This is a genomic window from Streptococcus sp. A22 (genome assembly GCF_043674215.1).
Taxonomy (GTDB): domain Bacteria; phylum Bacillota; class Bacilli; order Lactobacillales; family Streptococcaceae; genus Streptococcus; species Streptococcus suis_V.
Genome location: NZ_JBIMJQ010000014.1, coordinates 1 through 22270, shown reverse-complemented (window position 1 = coordinate 22270; position 22270 = coordinate 1). Strand labels below are relative to the sequence as shown.

Sequence of the window (22270 nt, the reverse complement as noted above, 5' to 3'; positions counted from 1 at the left end):
ATGTCAACAAATATCTATGATATTGCCAATGAGTTGGAGCGTGCTATCCGCAATTTGCCTGAATACAAGGCGGTTGAAGCGGTTAAGGTGTCTGTGGAAGCTAATCCAGAAGCCAAGTCTATTTTGGAAGGCTACATTGAGTTCCAAAAGTCTATTCAGGCTAAATTGCAGGCGGGTGAGGTTCCGACTGAAAATGATCAACATACGATGCTGGACTTCAATAAGCAGGTTCAAGGTAACGCTCTTTTGACAGAGTACTTCAGCAAGCAACAGCAGTTGGGAACCTACGTAGCTGATTTGGAGCGCATTATTTTTACCCCGTTGAATGAATTGTTGTAAAAAAATTGGAGCATGTCATGAAAATGACTTGCTTTTTTTGAAAGGTAGCAAACGATGATTTTTAAGAACTGGATCGAGGAGTTTCGATTAGAAAACAAGCCATTGGTAGGTCCATTTTTCTATGCGACCCCTCTGGCGCTCCGATTTGAGATTGGTCCTGCAGAGGAGGCTGAGACTCTTCCTAGAAAAGTTTATCTTGATCATGCTTATGCGCGTGCAGTTGAATTGATGGAGCAGGCGGCTTCAGAATATGATTACTTAGTTCTCTCCCTACTTCATGAGGAAGGAAGAGAGATTGACACCTACCTCTGGCATTTTATATCGAAATTTAACTTTAACAAGTGTCCTGAACCTGACTTGGTTGAAGTGGAGGACTGTACGGGAGAAGTGCTGGTCTATGAACGCTATCTTTTTCCGGTCGCTGACCAAGATTTGAAAGCTCTCTTGTGGGAGATTATCAAGGCTGACCATGGTGGCTTTAACTACCTTTCTGCTTCTCTTATCTTTCTATCTAGCAAGGAAAAGGTTCTGTATCATTGCTATGATGATAGGGGAGTGGATGTCGCGGTGGTGGATGATGACAAGCGCCGTCAGCTTTTTACGGACTGCCATGACCTGCTTTTTGACTATGATATGGAGGAGATAGTGAGGAGGATGGAAAGTTAGAAAACCTTGTTTTAAGATGATGTACACTATTGTTCATCTGCTAAAAAAACAAAAAGTTACAGGCTATAGAATCTTTAGAGATACTAAGGGTAAAGCAAGAGAAATGAGTTTAATTGCATTAAAGGATGGTCGTGCTGAAATAGAAAATATTTCATTTCAAACAGCACAAGCTATGATAGAATGGTATGATTTGTACTATAAAGATTATCAGTCAGATGAGTGACATAGATTTATGAAAAAATAATCGTTACAGTTTTACAATATTTTTTTATTCCTATGTTAAATGAATTATAGATTGAAGTTGATAAAGTAAATTGAAATTATGAAGTTTGACAAATCAACTAAATTTTTGGAGAAATAAATTGTTCGTTTCTATTTCTTACATTTGCGATTTGATATCTGGTAGGAATTATTGCTATTGCGATAGCTTTCATATTCTTTCGTAGGAAATAGGAGGAAGGACAGATGGACAAAGTATTGCCTTGGTTTTTATCGTAAACTGTGCCTCTCTGTAATCATTGGTGCATTGGCAGGTGGTTTTGACATTTTAAGTCTATTATTTGGCAGAAGGAAATAATGATATTGAAGCATTGCAAAAGAATATAACCTATCGTAAAATGGTAGTATATTTCAGATATACAGGGAGGGGTTATTATGCCTTACCGTAAATTAACATCAAGAGATCGGTCTTTTATCAAAGGGCAGACGGACCGCTTGCTGAATGAGATGAATAGCAATGCGGCCTATTTGGGGACAGTTCAGACCTATGAAGCAGCCAAGGCTAGGGCCAATCAAGCCTATTTGGCAGTGGAGTTGGAAGATGACCCAGAGAAAAAGGTACGACTGGCAAAATTGGTTGAAACCTATACTGCACAAGCCCAGGCTATATTGGACGAGTGGGAAGAAAAAAACAAACGGGCAGAGAAAGCGACAAGAAATGTCAAGTTGATTTTGTGGCTGATCGTACTGTTCACCCTTAGCTTTGTTTTTCCAGTCAATATCATTCTAGTCATTCTTTTTGCCGTTTGGTTTTATCGGAATTACCTTCGTTCAAGTAGGACTGACCAAGTGATTAAGGCTGCTACTAGCCAGTCTTTGACAGAAGTGGAAAGGTTTGAAGACTGGTTGACAGAAAAGATTGTCACTCTCAACAAGGACAAGCGGGAGTGGACTGAGGCTATGCTGACAAAATATGACAACTTAGATGACATAGCAGCAGGTATCGGTGAAATGAATGAGATAGATAAAGTGGCTGGTGAGAAGCTTCTTCGACGCTATAAGGACATTTTAGCAGATATTGAAAAACTGCCAGATTCTGACCAGAAAACCTATTATTTGGATTTTCATCGGGAGATCATTGACGACTTGGAAGATCTATTCCAACAACTCCATTTTTGATAAGAAAAACCGGTAACAGTACAAGGCTGTTGCCGGTTTTGTTATTCGTCAATGGAGAAGACTAAGACCATGATTTGAATAAAGGTAAAGCCCAGGATGAAGGGCAAGGCAGCCCAGGAAACGACTTCAATCAATTCACTGACAACTAGGTTTGGCCTGGTAAAGATGTCCCATGAATTGAGCCGTGCATAGCGTCCGATGTGAATGGCAAAGCTGGATAGAAGGGAAAGACCACCAATCAGAAACAGTCTAAAACAGTAGGACTTGATAGAAAAGGCAGAGAAAATCAGCCGCAGGCTTTCCACGCCAGTCATGACCCCATAGAAAATACTTGGGACATAGAGCATGAAGAGAATCATGCTTTCTCGCTGCCAAAGGACTGTGTTGGCAAAGTGCATGTGGACAATGTCCGTCACCATGTAAAAGGTGTTGGGGTAGAAAAAGAGCCAGAGGAGTCCAGCAATGATTTTGAGGATATTAGATTTTGTGTGGTTGGTGAGGATGGCAAAATCAAGTGCTACCAAAGCCAAAAACATATTCCAAGTCAAGTCAGGTGCTGTGACACCGTAACGCTTTAGACCAGCAGCGATGATGAGGAAAAAAATATGAATAAAAACATTTTTCTTTGTAAACATGACAAACCTCTTTCATTAAAATATAAAAGCTAGTATATCACATTCAGGAAGAAAAGGGGGAGTAGGCATTGTATTGTTGAACATGTTTAAGAATGGATTAAGTACTAGAAAACAAAAAAGAAACAGCTGAACTGTTTCTTTCAACTCCTTTATTCATCAACGGCAAAGACCAAGACCATGATTTGTATGAAGGTGAAGCCGATGATGAAGGGGAAGGTTTCCCAAGAAATAGCTGCCAACATAGAATTTAAGACGATGAAGGGCTGAACGAAAATATCCCAAGAATGAAGATTGGCAAAATGGGCGACATAAATAGCGTAGCTAGATGTCAGAGCCAAGGTGCCAATTACTAGGAGTCGCAAGCTGTAATGTCTGATATTGTAGCCCTTGAAAATCAGCTCCAAGCTCTCTACCCCAGCCATAATACCGAATAAAATAGCAGGAATGGTCAACATGAAGAGAATCAGACTGGTTTGTTCCCAAAGGGTATTGCTGGCCAGCTGGAGATTGGTTAGCTGGGTCACCATAAAGAAGGTGTTGGGATAGAAGAAGAGCCAAAATGGTGTCAGGAGGAGCTTGCTTGCCACATGGCTGTTTTCCTTGACTAAAATGGCCAAATCCAAGGCGATGAGGGCCATGGTCATATTGCCAATCAGGGGTGAATCCTGGGCTCCATATAAAAAGAGACCGACCACAATCAGTACATAAAATAGATGAATCAATAAATTCTTAGGAGAAAACATAGGAAACCTCAAACTTTTTCATAACTGTTTACTAGTATATCACATAGTGGAGGGTTTGGAATAGGAAGTCGCTTTGTTTTTGCATAAAAATGTGATAAAATAAAGCGTTTAGAAAAAGGTTTCATTAGCCTTCTGAAAGGATTATATCATGTCAAAAACACCATTTTATATTACAACGCCTATTTATTACCCATCGGGTAAGCTCCACATTGGTTCGGCCTATACGACCATTGCCTGTGACGTACTGGCTCGCTACAAGCGTCTCATGGGCCATGAGGTTTTCTATCTGACAGGGCTTGATGAGCACGGTCAGAAGATTGAGGAGAAGGCTAAAGAAGCTGGTTTGACACCTCAAGCCTACGTTGACGGTATGGCGGTTGGTGTCAAAGAGCTTTGGAACTTGTTGGACATCTCTTACGACAAATTTATCCGCACGACCGATGATTACCACGAGGAAGTGGTGGCGGCTGTTTTTGAAAAATTGCTGGCGCAGGACGACATTTACTTGGGAGAGTATTCTGGTTGGTACTCCGTATCAGACGAGGAATTCTTCACCGAGAGCCAATTAGAAGAGGTCTTCCGAGATGAAAACGGCAAGGTAACAGGTGGTATCGCTCCGAGCGGCCACGAGGTTGCCTGGGTGTCAGAAGAGTCCTATTTCCTCCGCCTCAGCAAGTATCAGGATAAATTGGTTGAGTTTTTCAATGCTCATCCAGACTTTATCCAGCCAGACGGCCGCCTCAATGAAATTATGAAAAACTTCATCGAGCCAGGCTTGGAAGATTTGGCCGTATCCCGTACTTCATTTACCTGGGGCGTGCCCGTACCGTCAAATCCAAAGCACGTTGTCTATGTCTGGATTGATGCCCTACTCAACTACGCAACTGCCTTGGGCTATGGTCAGGAAGAAACAGCCAACTACGACAAGTTCTGGAATGGAACAGTTTACCATATGGTTGGCAAGGACATTCTTCGTTTCCACTCCATTTACTGGCCAATTATGCTCATGATGTTGGATATGAAGTTGCCAGACCGCTTGGTTGCTCATGGCTGGTTTGTCATGAAAGATGGCAAGATGTCTAAGTCTAAGGGCAATGTGGTTTATCCAGAAATGCTGGTCGAGCGTTTCGGTTTGGATCCGCTCCGTTACTACCTCATGCGTAGTCTACCAGTTGGCTCTGACGGCACCTTTACACCAGAAGATTATGTTGGTCGTATCAACTACGAACTAGCTAACGACCTTGGAAACTTGCTCAACCGTACCGTTGCTATGATTAACAAGTACTTCGGTGGTCAGGTACCGACTTTTGTTGCCAACGTGACAGATTTTGATGCGGACTTGGCGGCAGTAGTTGCTGACAACTTAGCAAGCTACCACAAATATATGGAAGCTGTTGACTATCCACGTGCCTTGGAAGCTGTTTGGAATATCATCTCCCGTACCAACAAGTACATCGATGAAACAGCACCGTGGGTCTTGGCAAAAGAAGAAGCTGACCGTGACAAGTTGGCAGCGGTTATGGCTCACTTGACAGCAGGTCTTCGTGTGGTGGCGCACCTCATTCAACCATTTATGATGACGACGTCTAATGCCATTATGGAACAACTTGGTTTGGGAACAGAATTTGATCTTGAAAACCTTGACTTTGCAGGTCTTCCAGCTGGTTTGACAGTGGTCGCAAAAGGAACGCCTATCTTCCCACGTCTGGATATGGAAGAGGAAATCGCCTATATCCAAGCTCAAATGGGTGGCAGCTCTGCTATTTCCCAAGAGGAAGAAAAAGAGTGGAACCCAGCTGACGTGGAGCTCAAAAACGAGAAAGTTGCAATCAAGTTCGAGGACTTTGACAAGGTGGAAATCCGCGTGGCCGAAGTCAAAGAAGTAGCCAAAGTAGAGGGTTCTGACAAGTTGCTCAAGTTCCGTCTGGACGCTGGTGATGGACAAGACCGCCAAATCTTGTCTGGTATCGCCAAGTACTATCCAAATGAGCAAGAGTTGGTCGGCAAGAAAGTTCAAATCGTTGCCAACCTTAAGCCACGTAAGATGATGGGCTTGCTCAGTCAGGGCATGATCCTCTCAGCCGAACATGGTGACAATTTAACACTCTTAACAGTTGATCCATCTGTGCCAAACGGCAGTCAGATTGGGTAAAATTACTTAAAAAGACACAAAAACCAGCCCTAGTCAGCTGGTTTTTTGAGTGCTTTCCATTCCTCTTCTAGGATTGCCATGATGAGTGTATCGGCATAACTGTCTGCTGTCTTCTGGCTGTCACGCTTGATGCCTTCCAAACGAAAGCCAGCTTTTTCATAGGCACGTTTCGCACGCGGATTGAAGGAAAAAACTTCCAGTTCCAAGCGATGTAAGCCAACCTGCTCAAAAGCAAAGTCTCTGGTTTTCTCGACTGCCCAAGTGCCCAGACCTTGTCCCAGATAGTCCTCGTCAAAGATAACGATACGGAAGTTAGCATAGCTGTTCTCCCAATCCAGTTCATTGATAACCGACTCACCGATAAAGGTCCCGTCAGGTGCAATCATTATAAAATCAAACCGGTCAGGGTCAGTGACAATCCGGTTGTAGTAGCTGACAACATCCTCTTTCTTATAAGTTCCCGAACTCCCTGTCAGACGATCAATTTCAACGGAAGGCTTGGTAAAACAGTCCTCATAGTATTTCTCCGCAAAGCCCGCTTGAAAGGACTGTAGGACAAAGCCGTCCTTTTCCCATTTGGCAATTTTTTTGGTCATTTTCCATCTCCTTTTCATCATTTTACCACAACTTGCGAACTAAATAAAGAGAGGAGGTTTTATGTTAGTTGCACTTGATGAAGATGGACAAGTTTTTAATGTCTTGGAAAATCCTGCGCCGCAAGGCAGTTTTTCCTGTCCAGGTTGTGGAGGACCGGTCCGATACAAGTCCGGAAAGGTTCTGCGTTCGCACTTTGCCCATGTTTCCCTGCGGGATTGTAGTTACTTCTCCGAGAATGAGTCCGCCCAGCACCTGTCACTTAAGTCCAGTCTCTATAACTGGTTGGCTAAAAACGAACTGGTTGAACTTGAAAAATGCCTGCCAAAGATTGGCCAGGTCGCTGATTTATTGTTCAATAATAGTCTGGCCTTGGAAGTTCAATGTTCTAGCCTCCCCATTACTCGTTTGCAGGCGAGAACAATAGCCTATCATGTTGCAGGTTATCAGGTTGTTTGGTTGCTTGGCAAGGATTTGTGGCTCAAGGGACGACTGACCAATTTGCACAAGCAATTTCTCTCCTTTAGTATGAACATGGGTTTTCATCTGTGGGAGTTAGATGATGAGAAGAATGAGTTAAGACTTCGTTACCTCATTCATGAAGACTTGCGGGGCAAGGTTCATTGTCTGACCAAGGTCTTTCCTTTTGGTCAGGGAGATTTGCTGTCTGTTCTTCGGTCACCATTTGCTAAGCAATCCTTGTCATATTTCACTTGTTCGTGTGATCAGGGCTTGCTAGACTATGTTGCTAAACAACTCTATTACCGTACTCCCAAGTGGATGAACTTACAGGCGGAGGCCTATCAGCAAGGAAAAAACTTGCTCAGTCAGTCCTTGGAAGACTTCTATCCCCAAATCCGTCTGCCCCGCTCTGCTATTGGCTTTGCCCAAATCAAGCAAGACCTGACACCGATTTACCAAGCATTTGATCGGTTTTACGACAAAGCAAAAGATAAGAGTAGACAAATCTTGTATCCACCTATAATGTATAGACAATTTATGTAAATAATGATATAATAAAAAAGGTTTACAAGGAGGTTCGTGGAATGAAATTCAGTCGTTTTACCTTAGTAACTGCCTCTTTACTGCTAATAGCTTGCTTATCAGCTTGTGCTGTCAGGTATGAGGAAGGGCAAACAAGCACTGCCTCGAGTCAGCAAGTGCAAACAATCAATGAGGATGAAGTACAGAAGTTTACCTCCCTACATAGTCAGAAAGTAGTCTCTAAGGAAATAGCGGAAAGCGGAGGTACCAGCATTACCTTTGATGATGGAACTGAGTATGTTCATGTCTCCGATACAACCGTTGGGGAATATTATATGCTTTCCTATCCAAGTGGTTGTAAGGTAACCTATTTCGTTGAAAGTGGTGATTATACTGTAGCGACAGATGAATACGAAGGCGAAGAGAAAGCAAGTACAGCTAAGGGACAGGTCGGACAGTATTTTGTAGACAGTGGCTATTCTATTTCTTTTGCAAATGATGGCGCCCTCCTCATTGATTTACAAGGAAATTTCACCCACCAGTATGATGGCAAGGAGAAAAAAGGTAATATTAAAGATGCTGAAGGAAGCAGTTACGTTGACGATTTGTTAAATAAATATGGTATCCCCAATCTTGCCTTTTATGACAGCTTTGTCAAAGAAGTGGTAGCAGATGCCAAGACCTACTTGACTACTGATGAGTAGGTTGTAAGCCCTCACTTTCCAATGGAAAGCGGGGCTTTTTTGTGGTAAAATAGTAGGAACGGAGGATTAGATATGTCAAAACAACGTCATGAAATTGAAGAAAAATACCAGTGGGATTTAGCGACTATTTTCCCAACAGATGAGGCTTGGGAAGCCGAGTTGGCTGTTCTCCAAGCAGAAACAGAAAAAGCCAAGGTCTTTGCTGGTCACTTGCTGGACTCAGCTAAGAGCCTCTTGGAGATTAGCGAAACCCAGCTTGGACTTATGCGCCGACTTGAAAAGCTCTATGTCTATGCGTCTATGAAAAACGACCAAGATACTCGCGAAGGAAAATACCAGGAATTTCAAGCTAAAGCTATGGGGCTTTATTCTGCTTTTTCACAAGCTTTTGCCTTCTATGAGCCTGAATTTATGGCCATTACTGAGGAGCAACTGGAGGCTTTCAAGGCAGAAGAGCCAGCTCTTACTCAGTACAGTCACCAATTTGAAAAACTCTTGGCAGCCAAGGACCACATCTTGTCACAGGAAGTAGAAGAAGTCCTTGCAGCGACAAGCGAGATTTTCGATGCACCGTCTGAAACCTTCTCTGTCTTGGATAATGCCAGCCTGCGTTTCCCAGAAATCGCAGATGAAGACGGTCACTTGGTGCCCCTTTCTCACGGCAATTACATCTCCTTTATGGAGTCCAAAAACCGTGAAGTGCGTCAAGAGGCCTATGAGGCACTCTACGAAACCTACGAGCAGTTCCAGCATACCTACGCCAAGACCCTTCAGTCTAACGTTAAGGTCAATAACCTGAAAGCTCGTTTGCGGAAGTACGACTCTGCTCGCCACGCAGCCCTTTCTGCCAACTTTATCCCAGAGTCCGTTTACGATACATTAGTGTCAGCAGTCAACAAGCACCTCCCGCTCTTGCACCGCTACATCAATTTGCGTAAGAAACTCTTGGGAATCGATGATCTCAAGATGTACGATATGTACACACCGCTTTCGAGCACAGAGACCAAAGTAAGCTACGAAGAAGCTCTTTCTACCTGTGCGGATACCTTGAACATCTTTGGTGATGAGTACGCAGCTATCGTCAAAGAAGCCTTTGAAAACCGCTGGATTGATGTCCATGTCAACGAAGGCAAACGTTCAGGAGCCTATTCAGGTGGTGCCTATGACACCAACGCCTTCATGCTCCTCAACTGGCAGGACAATTTGGACAATATGTATACCCTGATTCACGAGACTGGTCACTCTATGCACTCTATGTTAACCCGCAAGAACCAGCCTTATGTATACGGCCACTATTCGATTTTCTTGGCTGAGATTGCCTCTACAACCAACGAAAATCTCTTAACAGAGAAGCTCTTGGCAGAAGTAGAAGACGAAAAGACCCGCTTTGCTATTCTCAATCACTACCTCGACGGCTTCCGTGGAACGGTCTTCCGTCAAACCCAGTTTGCTGAGTTTGAGCAGGCTATTTACAAGGCTGACCAGGAAGGCCAAGTCTTGACTGCTGATTTCCTCAACCAGCTTTACGGTGAACTCAATGAGAAATATTATGGCTTGTCTGCGGAAGAAAATCCATTGATTCAGTATGAGTGGGCTCGTATTCCACATTTCTATTACAATTTCTATGTTTACCAATATTCAACTGGCTTTGCGGCAGCGTCTGCTTTGGCAGATAAGATTGTCAATGGTAGCCCAGAGGACAAGGAAAACTACCTCAACTACCTCAAGGCTGGTAGCTCTGATTATCCACTCAATGTCATTGCAAAAGCTGGCGTGGATATGACCAAGGAAGACTATCTCAACGATGCCTTCAAGGTCTTTGAAGCCCGCTTGACAGAGTTGGAAGCTCTCGTTGAGAAAGGTGTGCACCTATAAGATGATTTCCTACAAACGATCTTTAGTCTATCCGCTTGTCAGTTTTAACCTTGCGGCGCTGATTAGCATCGGTGTGATGACCAAACCAGAACCTGCAGTTGGACTAGGATTTGTCTTTCTCCTGGTCGCTATCCTATCGGCTATCTATGCGTATGTCTTGCGCCAGCAGGGTGAAGTCTTTCTCTTAACAGCTGAAGGCTTGGACTTTCAGGAAAAAATCGGCTCACCACGCCAGCATTTTTCAATGGAAGAAATTGGAGAGATGCGCTATATAGTGCGGCCAATTTATCGGGATTTTTTGTCGCGTAAGCTGAGGATTGTTGGAAATACAGGAAATTTGTTAGTTGAAGTGAATTTGAATGCCCTGGCTGGAGCGGACTTTAACGACATTTACCATTTTGTGCAAGAAGTCGCTCCCCATGTCCAGTGGGATTTTCCTACGAATTAAGAAGGAGGAAGCATGCTAACAGAAAATCAATTGCAGGATATTTTTGAAATAGCTGAAATCCTGTCAAATAGCGACAGAGACCTGTTCGCACAGTTGAAAGAGGTAGTTTTTGCAACGAATCCCAATCATATTTTGAATATGTTCGAATCCTATTTGTCAGCTGAGGAGTTTGACCAATTTTTGGACCAGGTGACGGAGTCAGAAAAAGACAATTTATGGTTGATTTTAGTCACGCTGTTAACCAAGCAGGACTATATTTTCCCTTGTGATATAGAAGTTGACTTGACGGATTTTATCAATGGTTTCGATCAGCTCAAACAGGTACGTGCTGCAGGTGTTTTACTAAAATTGGATCCGGATGGACTCAATCCAGGCGCCAATCTTGCCCAGTGGCTCGTAACGATTAATGCCAAGTTTGAAGCTGAAGGCTTGGCTGCGGGCTTGCTGTCAATTACAGAAGACAAGTTTTATGTTTTCTTTAATCAGATTGAAAAAGTAGCCCGGTTGCAGCAGCTGGCACAAGGACTTGATATTGTAATTGCCTAATCATTGAGTATGAATGTGTTATTTTGGGGAATAAAAAGGGCAAGCCTTGCTTACCCAAATAATTTTTTCCAGAAGGAGGGTTTTGTATCTTCCTTTTTTTCTGTTTTTGTCATCCATTCTGGAAAGTTTGCTGCGAATGCAATATCCTCCTTATCGACAGCATGGTCCGTGTGGAATAGGAGAGCATAAGGAGAAGCACCAACTTTCTCATCAATAATACTGGCTGTGATGCTACCCTGCTGAGCAATTTTCATCAATGCGATTTGCAGGCTATCGGACAGGGAAGGGGATAACTTGAGAAAGAGAGGACTGGTTTCTGACAGGAGTTTTTGGCAGATAGAAGCAAAGTTCTTTGCCAGATCAGGATGATTGGCCTCTTCAAAATTGAGAATGAGGACCACCCGTTCGCGGAAGGTTCCCATGTATTTACGCTGTTGGTCAGGGTCCAGTCTGGTCTCGCCAGATGCTTTTTGTAAAATGGTAGAATGTAAATCAGTCATGTTGATTAGTATAACATAGTTGAAAAAGTTCGCCAAGGAAGACGCTTACATCATTTCTTTCAGCAAAATAACCTATTTTTTCTTGAAAAATCCCTGCTTTTAAGGTATGATAGCTTTGTAACAATTTTAAACTCATAAGGAGAGTAATATAATGTCAATTATTACTGATGTTTACGCTCGCGAAGTCCTTGACTCACGCGGTAACCCTACACTTGAAGTTGAAGTTTATACTGAATCAGGTGCTTTCGGACGTGGTATGGTTCCTTCAGGAGCTTCTACAGGTGAGCACGAAGCAGTTGAGCTTCGCGATGGTGACAAGTCTCGTTACCTTGGTCTTGGTACTCAAAAAGCTGTTGACAACGTAAATAACGTGATTGCTGACGCTATCATCGGTTACGACGTTCGTGATCAACAAGCTATCGACCGCGCTATGATCGCTCTTGACGGTACTCCTAACAAAGGTAAATTGGGTGCAAACGCAATCCTCGGTGTTTCTATCGCTGTTGCGCGTGCAGCTGCTGACTACCTTGAAGTGCCACTTTACACTTACCTTGGCGGATTCAACACTAAAGTATTGCCAACTCCAATGATGAACATCATCAACGGTGGTTCTCACTCAGACGCTCCAATCGCTTTCCAAGAATTCATGATCTTGCCAGTTGGCGCTCCTTCATTCAAAGAAGGTCTTCGTTGGGGTGCTGAAGTATTCCACGCTTTGAAGAAAATCTTGAAAGCTCGTGGTTTGGTAACAGCTGTTGGTGACGAAGGTGGTTTCGCTCCTAAGTTTGAAGGAACTGAAGACGGTGTTGAAACAATCATCGAAGCGATCGAAGCTGCTGGTTACGAAGCTGGTGAAAACGGCATCATGATCGGTTTCGACTGTGCGTCATCTGAATTCTACGACAAAGAGCGTAAAGTTTACGACTACACTAAATTCGAAGGTGAAGGCGCTGCTGTTCGTACATCTGCAGAGCAAATCGACTACCTTGAAGAATTGGTTAACAAATACCCAATCATCACTATCGAAGATGGTATGGATGAAAACGACTGGGATGGCTGGAAAGCTCTTACTGAGCGTCTTGGCAAACGCGTTCAATTGGTTGGTGACGACTTCTTCGTAACAAACACTGACTACCTTGCACGTGGTATCAAAGAAGGTGCTGCTAACTCAATCCTTATCAAAGTTAACCAAATCGGTACTCTTACTGAAACATTCGAAGCTATCGAAATGGCTAAAGAAGCTGGCTACACTGCCGTTGTATCACACCGTTCAGGTGAAACTGAAGATTCAACAATCGCTGACATCGCAGTTGCAACTAACGCTGGCCAAATCAAGACAGGTTCATTGTCACGTACAGACCGTATCGCTAAATACAACCAATTGCTCCGTATCGAAGATCAACTTGGTGAAGTTGCAGTCTACAAAGGCTTGAACTCATTCTACAACTTGAAAAAATAAAACAGTCTGGGAGACTGTTTTATCCCCGAGCTAGCATAGCGAGGGTCATAATAAGAACAAGTCTGGAAATTTCCAGACTTGTTTTTCGTAGTACGGTGTACTAATTTATCCCCGAGTTAGAATAACGAGGGATATAGTAAGAACAAGTCCGAAAAACTTCGGACTTGTTTTTCAATGTCTGGGAGACTGTTTTATACCTGAGCTAGAAAAGCGAAGGTTTTTCTACTTATTATTCTTGAAATAATAACAAAAAACTAGACTGAACATTCTCATCCTAGTTTTTACATGTATTAGAACAAGCCTTTAACCTTGTCCAAAAGACCGCTTACGCCTTCAGAACCTGACAACAAGCCTTTTGCTTGCTCCAAGTATTCGCCGAAGTTGTCTTTGTTTTCTTCGATAAATTGTTTAGCTCCGTCAAAGTCTTTGTTTGCGATTAAGTCTTTAACTTGGTTGAAAAGATCTACTGGATTCATGTAATTCACCTCCTATACAAATATTAAACCAAAAGTAGAGCGATTTCACAAATAATTAGTCTTCAAAAAATGTGACACATACAGCTTCTGGTAGGTAAAAATCATGAGAAAGTTCCGTTAGTTGACCTGTTTCTGTATCTCTTGAAAAAACAGTCGCATTATCAGAATCTTGGTGGACAGCGATTAGGTGTTTCTCGTCTGGGCTTAGGGTAAAGTCACGGGGTGTCTTGCCCTGGGTTGACACGATTTGGACCAATTCAAGACTGGCATCGCCAAGTGTTTTGTAGACGGCGATTGAGTCGTTACCACGGTTAGAACCGTAGACAAATTTTCCATCTTTGGTGATACGAATAGCAGCTGTGCCGTTGAAACCTGTATGGTCTTGTGGAAGTGTAGAGATAGTTTGTAGGTGCTCGAACTCTCCCCAGCCATCGTAAATAAGAACTTCAATAGTTGAATTAAGTTCGCAGATGAGATAGGCAATTTTCGCAACTGGATGGAAAACGATATGACGTGGGCCACTTCCAGCAGCGGCCTGATAGGTTGCCAATTTTTCTACTTTTCCTTGGTCTGAAACCTTGTAGGTCACAACTTGGTCAGCACCTAAATCACAGGTCACCAAGAACTTATCAGGTGTTAAATCGGAAAAGTGGACATGGGCAGACGCTTGGTTTTCATGTGGTCCAGATCCTTCATGTTGAGCTACATCAGCCAGTTCTAAGGAGCCATCCTCTAAACGTTTGTAAACAAGCAATTGACCTTTATGAAAGTTTGAACCATAAACTAGATTTCTTTCTTCATCAACAGCAACATAGCAATGGGGAGCACCCTCGCTAACCATATGGTTTAGCAAGCTGAAATCTGTATCGAAAGCTACGATTCCCCCTTGCTCATTTTCAGCCCCGACTGAGTATAGTCGACCAGCCTTATCAAAAGCAAGATAGGTTGGGTTTGGCTCTTCAGCAACCAATTCTAAGTTACTGAGTTGACCAGTTTCACTATTGAATTGGGCTTTATAAATCCCTTTTGAATCACGTTTTGTGTAGGTACCGAAATAAACAGTCATGGCTATCTCCTATGTAAATCATTTTTAAAATTATACCATATTTTTCCTGTAAAGTCTGAGAAATCTCATAGTTCATTTGTTTCAAATATCTCATTAAATGATACAATAGAAAAAAAAGAATGCGGAGTGCGTGTAATGGATGATCAACATCAAAAATTTAGTTTAACATGGTTTTTTCGTTTATTTTTAAACAGCCAAGCAGTAATCTTTTTGTTGGTTACTTTGCTAACTTTTTTGACTATTTTTGTATTTAGTAAGATTAGTTTTTTGTTAAGACCCATTGGTAGTTTTTTGGAGATTTTACTCTTACCGATGATTTTAACAGGACTTCTTTATTATCTATTAAATCCAATGGTTGATTGGATGGAGAAACATAAGATTTCTCGTACAATTGGCATTTCTATTTTATTTGTCCTAATTAGTCTGCTTATTGTTTGGGGGCTGGCTGTAGCCATTCCTAGTATCCAAGAACAGGTGGTATCTTTTGCACGGAACTTGCCAGCAAATATCCAGAAAATCGAAGGACAGGTAACAGGGCTCTTGCAGGATCAGCGCTTTGAACAATTTAGACCAACAGCTCTGGAGATGTTAAATAAGGTCAATGATCAGGTCGTTGCCTATGCTCAGAAGTTTTCCTCAAGTGCTGTGAATTGGGCAAGTAATTTGATTTCGACTGCATCACAAATTATTGTTGCCGTTCTGATTATGCCTTTTATCCTTTTTTATCTCTTACGTGACGGGCAACATTTGAATAAACATATTACCCAATATTTACCAACTAAATGGAGAAATCCGATTGGGACGGTTTTGACGGATGTTAACAGCCAGCTAGCAAACTATGTGAGGGGACAGGTGACAGTTGCAATCATTGTTGCCCTGATGTTTTCAATCATGTTTTCAATTATCGGTCTTAGCTATCCAGTAACATTGGGGGTGATGGCTGGTTTCCTCAATCTAATTCCGTATCTTGGTTCATTCTTGGCCATGATTCCAGCAGTTATATTAGGATTAATTGCGGGACCTATTATGCTGATTAAGGTTTTAATTGTTTTTATGGTGGAACAAACTATTGAAGGGCGATTTGTAACTCCCCTAATCATTGGTTCTTCTTTGAATATTCACCCGATTACCATCTTGTTTGTACTCTTAACAGCTGGTCAAATGTATGGAGTTCTTGGGGTGCTTTTGGGGATTCCAATCTATGCATCCATTAAAGTGTTAGTCAAGGCAGTATTTGAGTGGTACAAAGCAAATAGCCATTTATATGAAGAAGAAAAGAACGAGGTTTTGAATGAACAATAGTGAAAAAATGTTGTCTTGTTTGGACCAGCAGGATTTAGCCAAGGCAGATAAGTATTTCAAGCGCGCCTTGGTGCAGGATGATAGCGAAACGCTTTTGTCCTTGGCTGCCTATCTGGAGAGTATTGGTTTCTTTCATCAGGCACGGGATATCTATATCAAGCTCTTGCCTGACTTTCCTGAGTTAGCCTTACAACTGGCTCAGATTGCTTTTGAGGATGGCCAGGTTGAAGAAGCTTTCGGATACTTGGAGGAAATTTCAGAAGACAGTCCTGCCTATCTAGAAGTCTTGTTGGTCAAGGCGGACCTATATCAGGCAGAAGGATTGTCAGATGTGGCGCGTGAGAAATTGTTAGAAGCTAGTCACATATCTGATGAACCAATTATTTTATTTGGCTTAGCAGAGTTGGATATGGAGTTGGAATTTTTTAATGAAGCCATCTCTTACTATGCCCCGCTGGATAATCGTGAAATCTACGAATTAACTGGGGTTTCTACCTACCAGCGAATCGGTCTTGCCTATGCAAGTTTGGGGAAATTTGAAGCGGCCATTGAATTTCTGGAAAAAGCTGTCGAGTTGGAATACGATGACCAGACTGTTTTTGAGTTAGCTGCTCTGCTATTTGAAAGCGAAGAATACCAAAAGGCCAATCTCTACTTCAAGCAGCTGGATACCATCAATCCTGATTTTGAGGGTTATGAATATGCCTACGCTCAATCCCTTCATGCCGAGCATAAGATTGAAGAAGCCTTGGCAATGACAGAAAAGGGCTTGGCCAAAAATGATTTTGATGCCAATCTCTTGCTGCAAGCTTCTCAGTATGCCTATGAAATGCACGATGAGGAAGCTGCTGAAGACTATCTTCTCAAGGTAAAAGAGGTGGCAGATGATAGTAATGAATTAGCCCTCCGCTTGTCCAATCTCTATTTGGAGCAGGAGCGGTTTGATGAGGTTGTGGCCCTCTTTGACGAGGAGCTGGACAATGTCTTGGCGCGTTGGAATGTGGCCAAAGCCTATCAAGCTCTAGAAAGAGATGATGAAGCTATTGCGCTTTACGATGAATTGGTTGGAGAATTGGCTGAGAATCCTGAATTTTTGGTTGATTATGTAGGGTTATTACGTCAACTTGGTCGTTTGGAGGAGGCAAGAGAGCAAGCTAGCCGTTATATCCAATTGGTGCCAGACGATTTAGCCATGCAAGAATTTTTGAATGAAGAGTAAGTTATGCAAGTAAATCGATTATTTCAATACAATACACTCGGTGCCTTGATGGCGGGTTTATATGACGGTTCTTTGACGGTTGGCGAATTGCTGGAACATGGTGATTTAGGCTTGGGAACTCTGGATTCTATTGATGGTGAGCTGATTGTCCTAGATGGAAAGGCTTATCAGGCCAAGGGGGCAGGGGAGAAACCAGAAGTGGTTGAAGTTCCTTCTGATATGAAGGTTCCCTATGCGGCGGTTATTTTCCATGAGGCAGAAGTGATTTTCAAGCAACGCTTTGAAATGACCAGCGATGAATTGCACCAGCGGATTGAATCCTATTATGATGGAGAAAATCTCTTTCGTTCTATCAAAATCAAAGGGACGTTTTCACGGATGCACGTGCGCATGATTCCAAAATCGGCTTCGGATGTTCGATTTGCGGAGGTGGCTAGCCGTCAGCCCGAATATACCGCTGAGAACATTTCGGGTACTATTGTTGGTATTTGGACACCAGAGATTTTTCACGGGGTCAGTGTGGCAGGTTATCATTTGCATTTTATCTCAGACGATTTGACCTTTGGGGGCCATGTTATGGACTATATCATTTCACAAGGAAATATCGAGGTTGGCCCAGTCGATCAGCTGGATCAACGCTTTCCAGTTCAGGACCGCCAGTATCTGTTTGCTAAGTTCAATGCTAAGGAAGTTAGAGAAGATATTGATAAGGCGGAGTAATAATGCTAATTCTAGTTGTAACATTAAGCTAGAAAGGAAGTTAATTTTGTTAGTTTCAGACTAACACTCATACTTTTAGGAATGAAACCTATTTGTATACAATACCCGTGGTGCTAGTTCATTTCAAAATACAATAAAAAGCCCAAATGGACCATACTGTAAGTGATGAAACATACAGGAGGTTAGTCCAAATGAGCCACTTACAGTATACCGCTAAAATCTCATCATTTGCAATGGAATGTACGCCAATTATCACAAATTTGCCATCACTCCTACCAAAACTATTGTCCAGATTCCTTCAAACATCGGCCTAATGATAGTTTAGCCAAAGTTTCAGATGAATCTCTTCTTGTCTTGCTTTTGTTACAAGCAGAACTAGGCATAACATCACAAGGCCATTTCTACACCATCTGCCACCTCTTTCCTTGTGGTCAGTTACTAGAAAGAAGTCGTTTCAATCATCGGTCAAAACAAATGATTTGGATCGTCCAATTCATCCGAAAAGCTATGAGTGAAATGCTTCCATCTGATAAACTAGCCATTATAGATAGTTTTCCCTTGCCACTTTGCCAACCCGTTCGCAATCACAGACCTACCATTTTTAAAGTATTAGCCAATATTTGCCACAATGCCTCTATACATCTTAGGTTCTACGGCTTCAAGGTTCATATGCTGGTGACCTTATCTGATTATATTTTTAACTATGTGCTTACACCCGCCTCTGTCCACGATATTGAGGTGGGTTTTTAGCTATTAGAGGGGTGTAAGCTATCGGTTATCCTAGGTTATTTAGGCTACCTGAGCAGTGCACTCAAGAAGGACTTAGATCAACAAGGTTACCATCTATGTACGCCATTTCGTAAAAACATGACAGGGGCCTAAGAACATAATGATTGGAAGGTGATGGCTCTGAGACGAACTATTGCAATACGTTTTTCTGAACTGTGTCGTTTCTTTGACATCGAACATACACTTGCTAGAGGGATAGCTGGACTACAGCTACGAATGGAACAAATTATTCTAGCTCATAACTTACGCTATTTTGAAATGAACTAGCACCACGGGTATAAAAGTATTGTTTTTATTTCATTTAACTATATTGATAAAGACGGCGTCATTACGGAAGAAGTTCGATACTTTATCCTCCGTTTCAAGAGTGACGTACAGACTTTTTCTCAGGTTATTCGCGGTCATTGGTCGGTTGAGTGCCTACATTAGTTGTTAGATGTGGTTTACCGAGTAGATAAGAATCAAACCTTAGATAAGCGAGCGGCCTTCAATTTAAATGATATTCGTAAGGCTTATCTCCATCTCTTGCAAATGAAAATCTTTCCTAAGCAGAAGCGGAGTTACCGACGCAAACAACGCTATATTTCTGTCCATTTGGAGAATCATTTGCCACAATTATTTGGAAATCGAGGAAAAGGTGGTAAATATTTATCATGATTTACAACATCTAGGTGCATGGGCAAAAGGAGAGAAGAAATTTTCCATGTGTACGGCGTTTTTTGTATATTTATTGCTTGCAGAATGTATCAAGATATGATATTATAATGATGATAAACTGAAAGGAGTCTATCATGAAAAAGAGAAAAGATATGTTTCAAAAAAAGAAGCGTATGTTTGGTGAGAAGCAATATCGTTTTTCAATCAGGAAATTCAACGTTGGTGTTGGTTCCACGGTCATAGCGGCCTTCCTACTTCTAGCAGGTAGTCCACTTGTTTCAGCGCAAGAGATTACTTCTACTGAAGGTGTAACTAGCTCAACAGAGAAAATTTCTGAAACGATAGTGCCAACTACAGATTCTACTCAGCCTGAGTCAATCAAAACAGATGATGAAACTTCAAGTTCTTCAGTAACTTCTGCAGAAACAGGTTTAGATTCATCGGTTTCAGTGAATTCAGGTTCGCTGGATTCAACTACATCGCAGGATGTTGAAAGTGAGTCGGCAATAGTTAATGAATCTTCTGAAGCTTTAAATGAGAGTTCAGAACTTAGCTCTGAGTCAGCATCATCTGAAATTACAGATAATAGCTCTCAGGAGTCTTCGACTGTTTCTGCTGCTGATCTTGTAGCACCAGTTGAAACCACTTTAACTGTTGAAGATGGCGAGGAAGTAGCGAAACAAATCAATCAGATCGCTACTGATGAGGAAGCAATTGGTGATGTTCGGACAGCAGGTATTACCTACCAGGTTCGATACATTGATGAGGAGACTGGACAACGTGTTTCTCGTACAGCTCATACTGAAGCTGTTGAGACCAATCGTTTGAATGCAACGACATATGTAAAAGTCATTGCTAGTCTTCCTGAAGGGTATGAACTTGCTGATGGCCAGTCTCCAGTTTTAGTACAACAAATTTTTGAAAAGCAAACTAATATTTTATCATTTGTTGTTACTAAGAAAAAAGAAGACGAAACCCTGGTTTCTGAACCAACGACTTCAGGTTCTTCAGGTTTCCGTACCAATCCTTCTGCAACTCCAGAAGTGCGTGATGGCTATACTGTAACAGAATTGGTTCCTCCAGTTCAAGATCCTAATGGTTACCATGTCCAAGCTATAGCTAAAGAATATACGAATAATGTTCTAACCAGCTATGTCCTCTATTCTACTCGAAAGGAAGACACAGCTACAGATGCTGCTGGGAATGATATTCCAACTAAGCTTTACTTAACAAAAGTAGATGCCAACAATACCAACTCTATTCAAGCTAGTATTGTTGTTGATTTGACCCAACCAGCGGGGACAACGGTAGCTTTCGATGGTGGGACAATTAGTCTCGACACACCTGTTCGGGTTCGTGGTTCAAATCTGCCAACGGCCACCTATTCTTTTGGTTCAAGCTCAAATAAAAGTTTGGATCCTATTTTCAAAATGGGGGAAGTAGATACAGATAATTCCCCTAGTAATGGTTTTGGTGCGACTTTTAGTCCGTATACATATCAGTTGACTAAATATAGAGACAAAACTACAGGTGCCGAACTAGCACCAATCTATGTTCAAGAAGGTTGGCGATACGATACTTATACAACCGCACCAATTGATATTCCTGGATATACATTAGTTGGCGACTCAGGGAATACAGATTCCTATATTAACCATGGACGGAACTATGTAGCTGGTGATGTACTCTATCAAAAGTCAAATTCACCAATTAATATCTATAACTCTGATGTCAAAGAGACTCGTAAAATTATTGGGACACAGGAAACACAGTTATACAGAAAGCTAGTTTATACAGACACTTCGACAATATACACTGAGTATTATCAAGTTATTGGGGATGCGGCAAGTACTCCTTCTCCAGAGGAGTTTTTCGCTCAATTGGAAGCGGGAACTTTAAATATTATCACAGATAAACTATTTGCGGCCACCCAGGCTGACGGTGTTACATTATCAGGAGGGCATACATTAAACTCACCTGTGAATGCAACTAAAAAGCTTGGAGATTATTTTACAACAGATAAGACGGGAGTATATCCATTAAGAAACCCTTCTAGTTTGTTGGCTCAGTACCCAAATGATTATTCTGATTTTACTCCTGCAGAAGTTTTAGCTTTGCCAACCGTTTCTGACTCTCCAGTTGAAGTTACAACAACTAATCCAGGCAGAGTGTCTGTACCCTTTACAGCGCAGTATGTACTAAATACGGATACAACTGCTCCAACTAAGACAAGTTCTGTACGGATGTCTTTCTCTATTGGTTTGACTCAAACTGCTTCTACAGGGTCAGACGTTTCGTACTACTATACTGCAAATCCTCAAGTTGCAGCTGTGAAATTTGTTGACACTACTGATTCAAGTGTTAAATATACAGAAAACTTAAATGGTAAAACTGCAGAAACTTTCGGTTGGGATCCGGCTACCAAAATTGCGGAATTCGAAGCTCTTGGCTATACCGTAGTAAACAAGGATGGCTATAGCTCAACTGGTACCTATGATACCATTGATGGAAATGTTCAAGAGTTTGTATTTGAGTTGACACCAAAAACTACTCAAGTTACAGATAATCCGTTAGTCTTTACTCGAACTACTAACTATATTAAAGAAGAAGATAGTAGTCAGGTTGCGGCTCCTTATACAACAACAGTCACATATGAGCGAACAGGAACTCGAAATGAAGTGACGGGATCGGTGACTTGGAATTCTTGGACAGCTAAGAATGGCGATACAATTCTTGAAGGTCAAGCTCTTCCAACTCTTGCCGGCTATTCCGTTAAGTCTGTCACTTCAAACTACGGTACAGTTACTGCAGTATCAGTAGTTGAGAATATCGACACAGCTGATCTCATCTCAACAGGAAACTATGATCTCGTTGAGACAGTAGTGTATGCGAAAGCAGCTCAAACAGGTAGTGTGAAATTTGTGGATACTAGCGATAATTCCGTTAAATTCACAGAAGCACTCAATGGTCAGACAGGAGATGAGTTTGGCTATGATCC

General features: G+C 42.0%; 21 protein-coding genes and 2 pseudogenes. 17 read left to right on the top strand and 6 right to left on the bottom strand.

Going from position 1 to position 22270, the window contains the following annotated elements; all coding sequences use genetic code 11:
- The 4 genes from ACHBHN_RS06910 (at position 1) to ACHBHN_RS06895 (ending at position 2403) form a co-directional block, all read left to right on the top strand.
- Complete coding sequence (locus ACHBHN_RS06910; protein ID WP_394733838.1) at positions 1–339, top strand: YlbF/YmcA family competence regulator; 339 nt, start codon at positions 1–3, stop codon at positions 337–339.
- A gap of 54 nt (positions 340–393) precedes the next feature.
- On the top strand, positions 394–1005 hold the full coding sequence (locus ACHBHN_RS06905) for a DUF3885 domain-containing protein (protein WP_394733837.1): 612 nt from the start codon (positions 394–396) through the stop codon (positions 1003–1005).
- Positions 1006–1021: 16 nt separating this feature from the next.
- A complete protein-coding gene (locus tag ACHBHN_RS06900; protein WP_105123244.1) occupies positions 1022–1228 on the top strand; it encodes a hypothetical protein in 207 nt (68 codons plus the stop codon).
- Positions 1229–1659: 431 nt separating this feature from the next.
- Positions 1660–2403: a hypothetical protein gene (locus ACHBHN_RS06895; protein ID WP_394733836.1), complete on the top strand. Its 744-nt coding sequence runs from the start codon at positions 1660–1662 to the stop codon at positions 2401–2403.
- Between the two features lie 41 nt (positions 2404–2444).
- Here ACHBHN_RS06895 and ACHBHN_RS06890 read toward each other — a convergent pair whose 3' ends face one another.
- Complete coding sequence (locus ACHBHN_RS06890; RefSeq protein WP_105123246.1) at positions 2445–3038, bottom strand: DUF1361 domain-containing protein; 594 nt, start codon at positions 3036–3038, stop codon at positions 2445–2447.
- A 149-nt stretch (positions 3039–3187) separates the two neighbouring features.
- Positions 3188–3781 carry a DUF1361 domain-containing protein gene (locus ACHBHN_RS06885; RefSeq protein ID WP_105123247.1) on the bottom strand — a complete coding sequence of 198 codons (594 nt, stop codon included), beginning with the start codon at positions 3779–3781 and terminating at the stop codon, positions 3188–3190.
- A gap of 145 nt (positions 3782–3926) precedes the next feature.
- Here ACHBHN_RS06885 and metG point away from each other — a divergent pair, with 145 nt between their 5' ends.
- Positions 3927–5933, top strand: coding sequence for a methionine--tRNA ligase (gene metG, locus ACHBHN_RS06880; RefSeq protein ID WP_394733845.1), 2007 nt, complete (start codon positions 3927–3929; stop codon positions 5931–5933).
- Positions 5934–5962: 29 nt separating this feature from the next.
- Here metG and ACHBHN_RS06875 read toward each other — a convergent pair whose 3' ends face one another.
- On the bottom strand, positions 5963–6529 hold the full coding sequence (locus ACHBHN_RS06875) for a GNAT family N-acetyltransferase (protein ID WP_099831660.1): 567 nt from the start codon (positions 6527–6529) through the stop codon (positions 5963–5965).
- Between the two features lie 61 nt (positions 6530–6590).
- Here ACHBHN_RS06875 and ACHBHN_RS06870 point away from each other — a divergent pair, with 61 nt between their 5' ends.
- From ACHBHN_RS06870 to ACHBHN_RS06850, 5 genes are all read left to right on the top strand, one after another.
- Positions 6591–7532 carry a competence protein CoiA gene (locus tag ACHBHN_RS06870; protein WP_105122880.1) on the top strand — a complete coding sequence of 314 codons (942 nt, stop codon included), beginning with the start codon at positions 6591–6593 and terminating at the stop codon, positions 7530–7532.
- A gap of 41 nt (positions 7533–7573) precedes the next feature.
- Positions 7574–8215, top strand: a complete 642-nt coding sequence (locus ACHBHN_RS06865; protein ID WP_105122881.1) for a hypothetical protein — start codon at positions 7574–7576, stop codon at positions 8213–8215.
- Positions 8216–8287: 72 nt separating this feature from the next.
- Entirely contained in the window at positions 8288–10090 is a 1803-nt protein-coding gene (pepF, locus tag ACHBHN_RS06860) for an oligoendopeptidase F (RefSeq protein ID WP_394733835.1), read from the top strand.
- 1 nt (position 10091) lies between these two features.
- A complete protein-coding gene (locus tag ACHBHN_RS06855) occupies positions 10092–10538 on the top strand; it encodes a hypothetical protein (protein ID WP_394733834.1) in 447 nt (148 codons plus the stop codon).
- Between the two features lie 12 nt (positions 10539–10550).
- Complete coding sequence (locus ACHBHN_RS06850; protein ID WP_394733833.1) at positions 10551–11084, top strand: DUF6630 family protein; 534 nt, start codon at positions 10551–10553, stop codon at positions 11082–11084.
- A 50-nt stretch (positions 11085–11134) separates the two neighbouring features.
- Here the strand turns inward: ACHBHN_RS06850 and ACHBHN_RS06845 are convergent, their stop codons facing one another.
- The gene (locus ACHBHN_RS06845) at positions 11135–11584 is read right to left on the bottom strand and encodes a DUF1694 domain-containing protein (protein WP_105138268.1); all 450 of its coding nucleotides are present in this window, start codon (positions 11582–11584) and stop codon (positions 11135–11137) included.
- A 151-nt stretch (positions 11585–11735) separates the two neighbouring features.
- Between ACHBHN_RS06845 and eno the strand changes: the two genes are divergently transcribed.
- The gene (gene eno, locus ACHBHN_RS06840; protein WP_099871461.1) at positions 11736–13043 is read left to right on the top strand and encodes a surface-displayed alpha-enolase; all 1308 of its coding nucleotides are present in this window, start codon (positions 11736–11738) and stop codon (positions 13041–13043) included.
- A 290-nt stretch (positions 13044–13333) separates the two neighbouring features.
- Here eno and ACHBHN_RS06835 read toward each other — a convergent pair whose 3' ends face one another.
- Positions 13334–13519 carry a hypothetical protein gene (locus ACHBHN_RS06835; protein WP_105122886.1) on the bottom strand — a complete coding sequence of 62 codons (186 nt, stop codon included), beginning with the start codon at positions 13517–13519 and terminating at the stop codon, positions 13334–13336.
- A 55-nt stretch (positions 13520–13574) separates the two neighbouring features.
- Positions 13575–14585 (bottom strand): lactonase family protein, encoded by a 1011-nt coding sequence (locus tag ACHBHN_RS06830; protein WP_394733832.1) that lies wholly within the window; start codon positions 14583–14585, stop codon positions 13575–13577.
- A gap of 135 nt (positions 14586–14720) precedes the next feature.
- Here ACHBHN_RS06830 and ACHBHN_RS06825 point away from each other — a divergent pair, with 135 nt between their 5' ends.
- From ACHBHN_RS06825 to ACHBHN_RS06800, 6 genes and pseudogenes are all read left to right on the top strand, one after another.
- Positions 14721–15887 carry an AI-2E family transporter gene (locus tag ACHBHN_RS06825; protein WP_105106807.1) on the top strand — a complete coding sequence of 389 codons (1167 nt, stop codon included), beginning with the start codon at positions 14721–14723 and terminating at the stop codon, positions 15885–15887.
- Positions 15877–17106, top strand: a complete 1230-nt coding sequence (locus ACHBHN_RS06820) for a tetratricopeptide repeat protein (protein ID WP_394733831.1) — start codon at positions 15877–15879, stop codon at positions 17104–17106. Before ACHBHN_RS06825 ends, ACHBHN_RS06820 begins: the two co-directional genes overlap by 11 nt.
- A 3-nt stretch (positions 17107–17109) precedes the next feature.
- Complete coding sequence (budA, locus tag ACHBHN_RS06815) at positions 17110–17826, top strand: acetolactate decarboxylase (RefSeq protein WP_394733830.1); 717 nt, start codon at positions 17110–17112, stop codon at positions 17824–17826.
- A gap of 191 nt (positions 17827–18017) precedes the next feature.
- Positions 18018–18882: pseudogene (locus ACHBHN_RS06810) on the top strand (IS982 family transposase).
- A gap of 36 nt (positions 18883–18918) precedes the next feature.
- Positions 18919–19272 (top strand): annotated as a pseudogene (locus ACHBHN_RS06805) (ISAs1 family transposase); the annotation flags it as partial.
- 134 nt (positions 19273–19406) lie between these two features.
- Positions 19407–22270: YSIRK-type signal peptide-containing protein (locus tag ACHBHN_RS06800; RefSeq protein ID WP_394733829.1), on the top strand; the 2864-nt coding region annotated here is incomplete at its 3' end.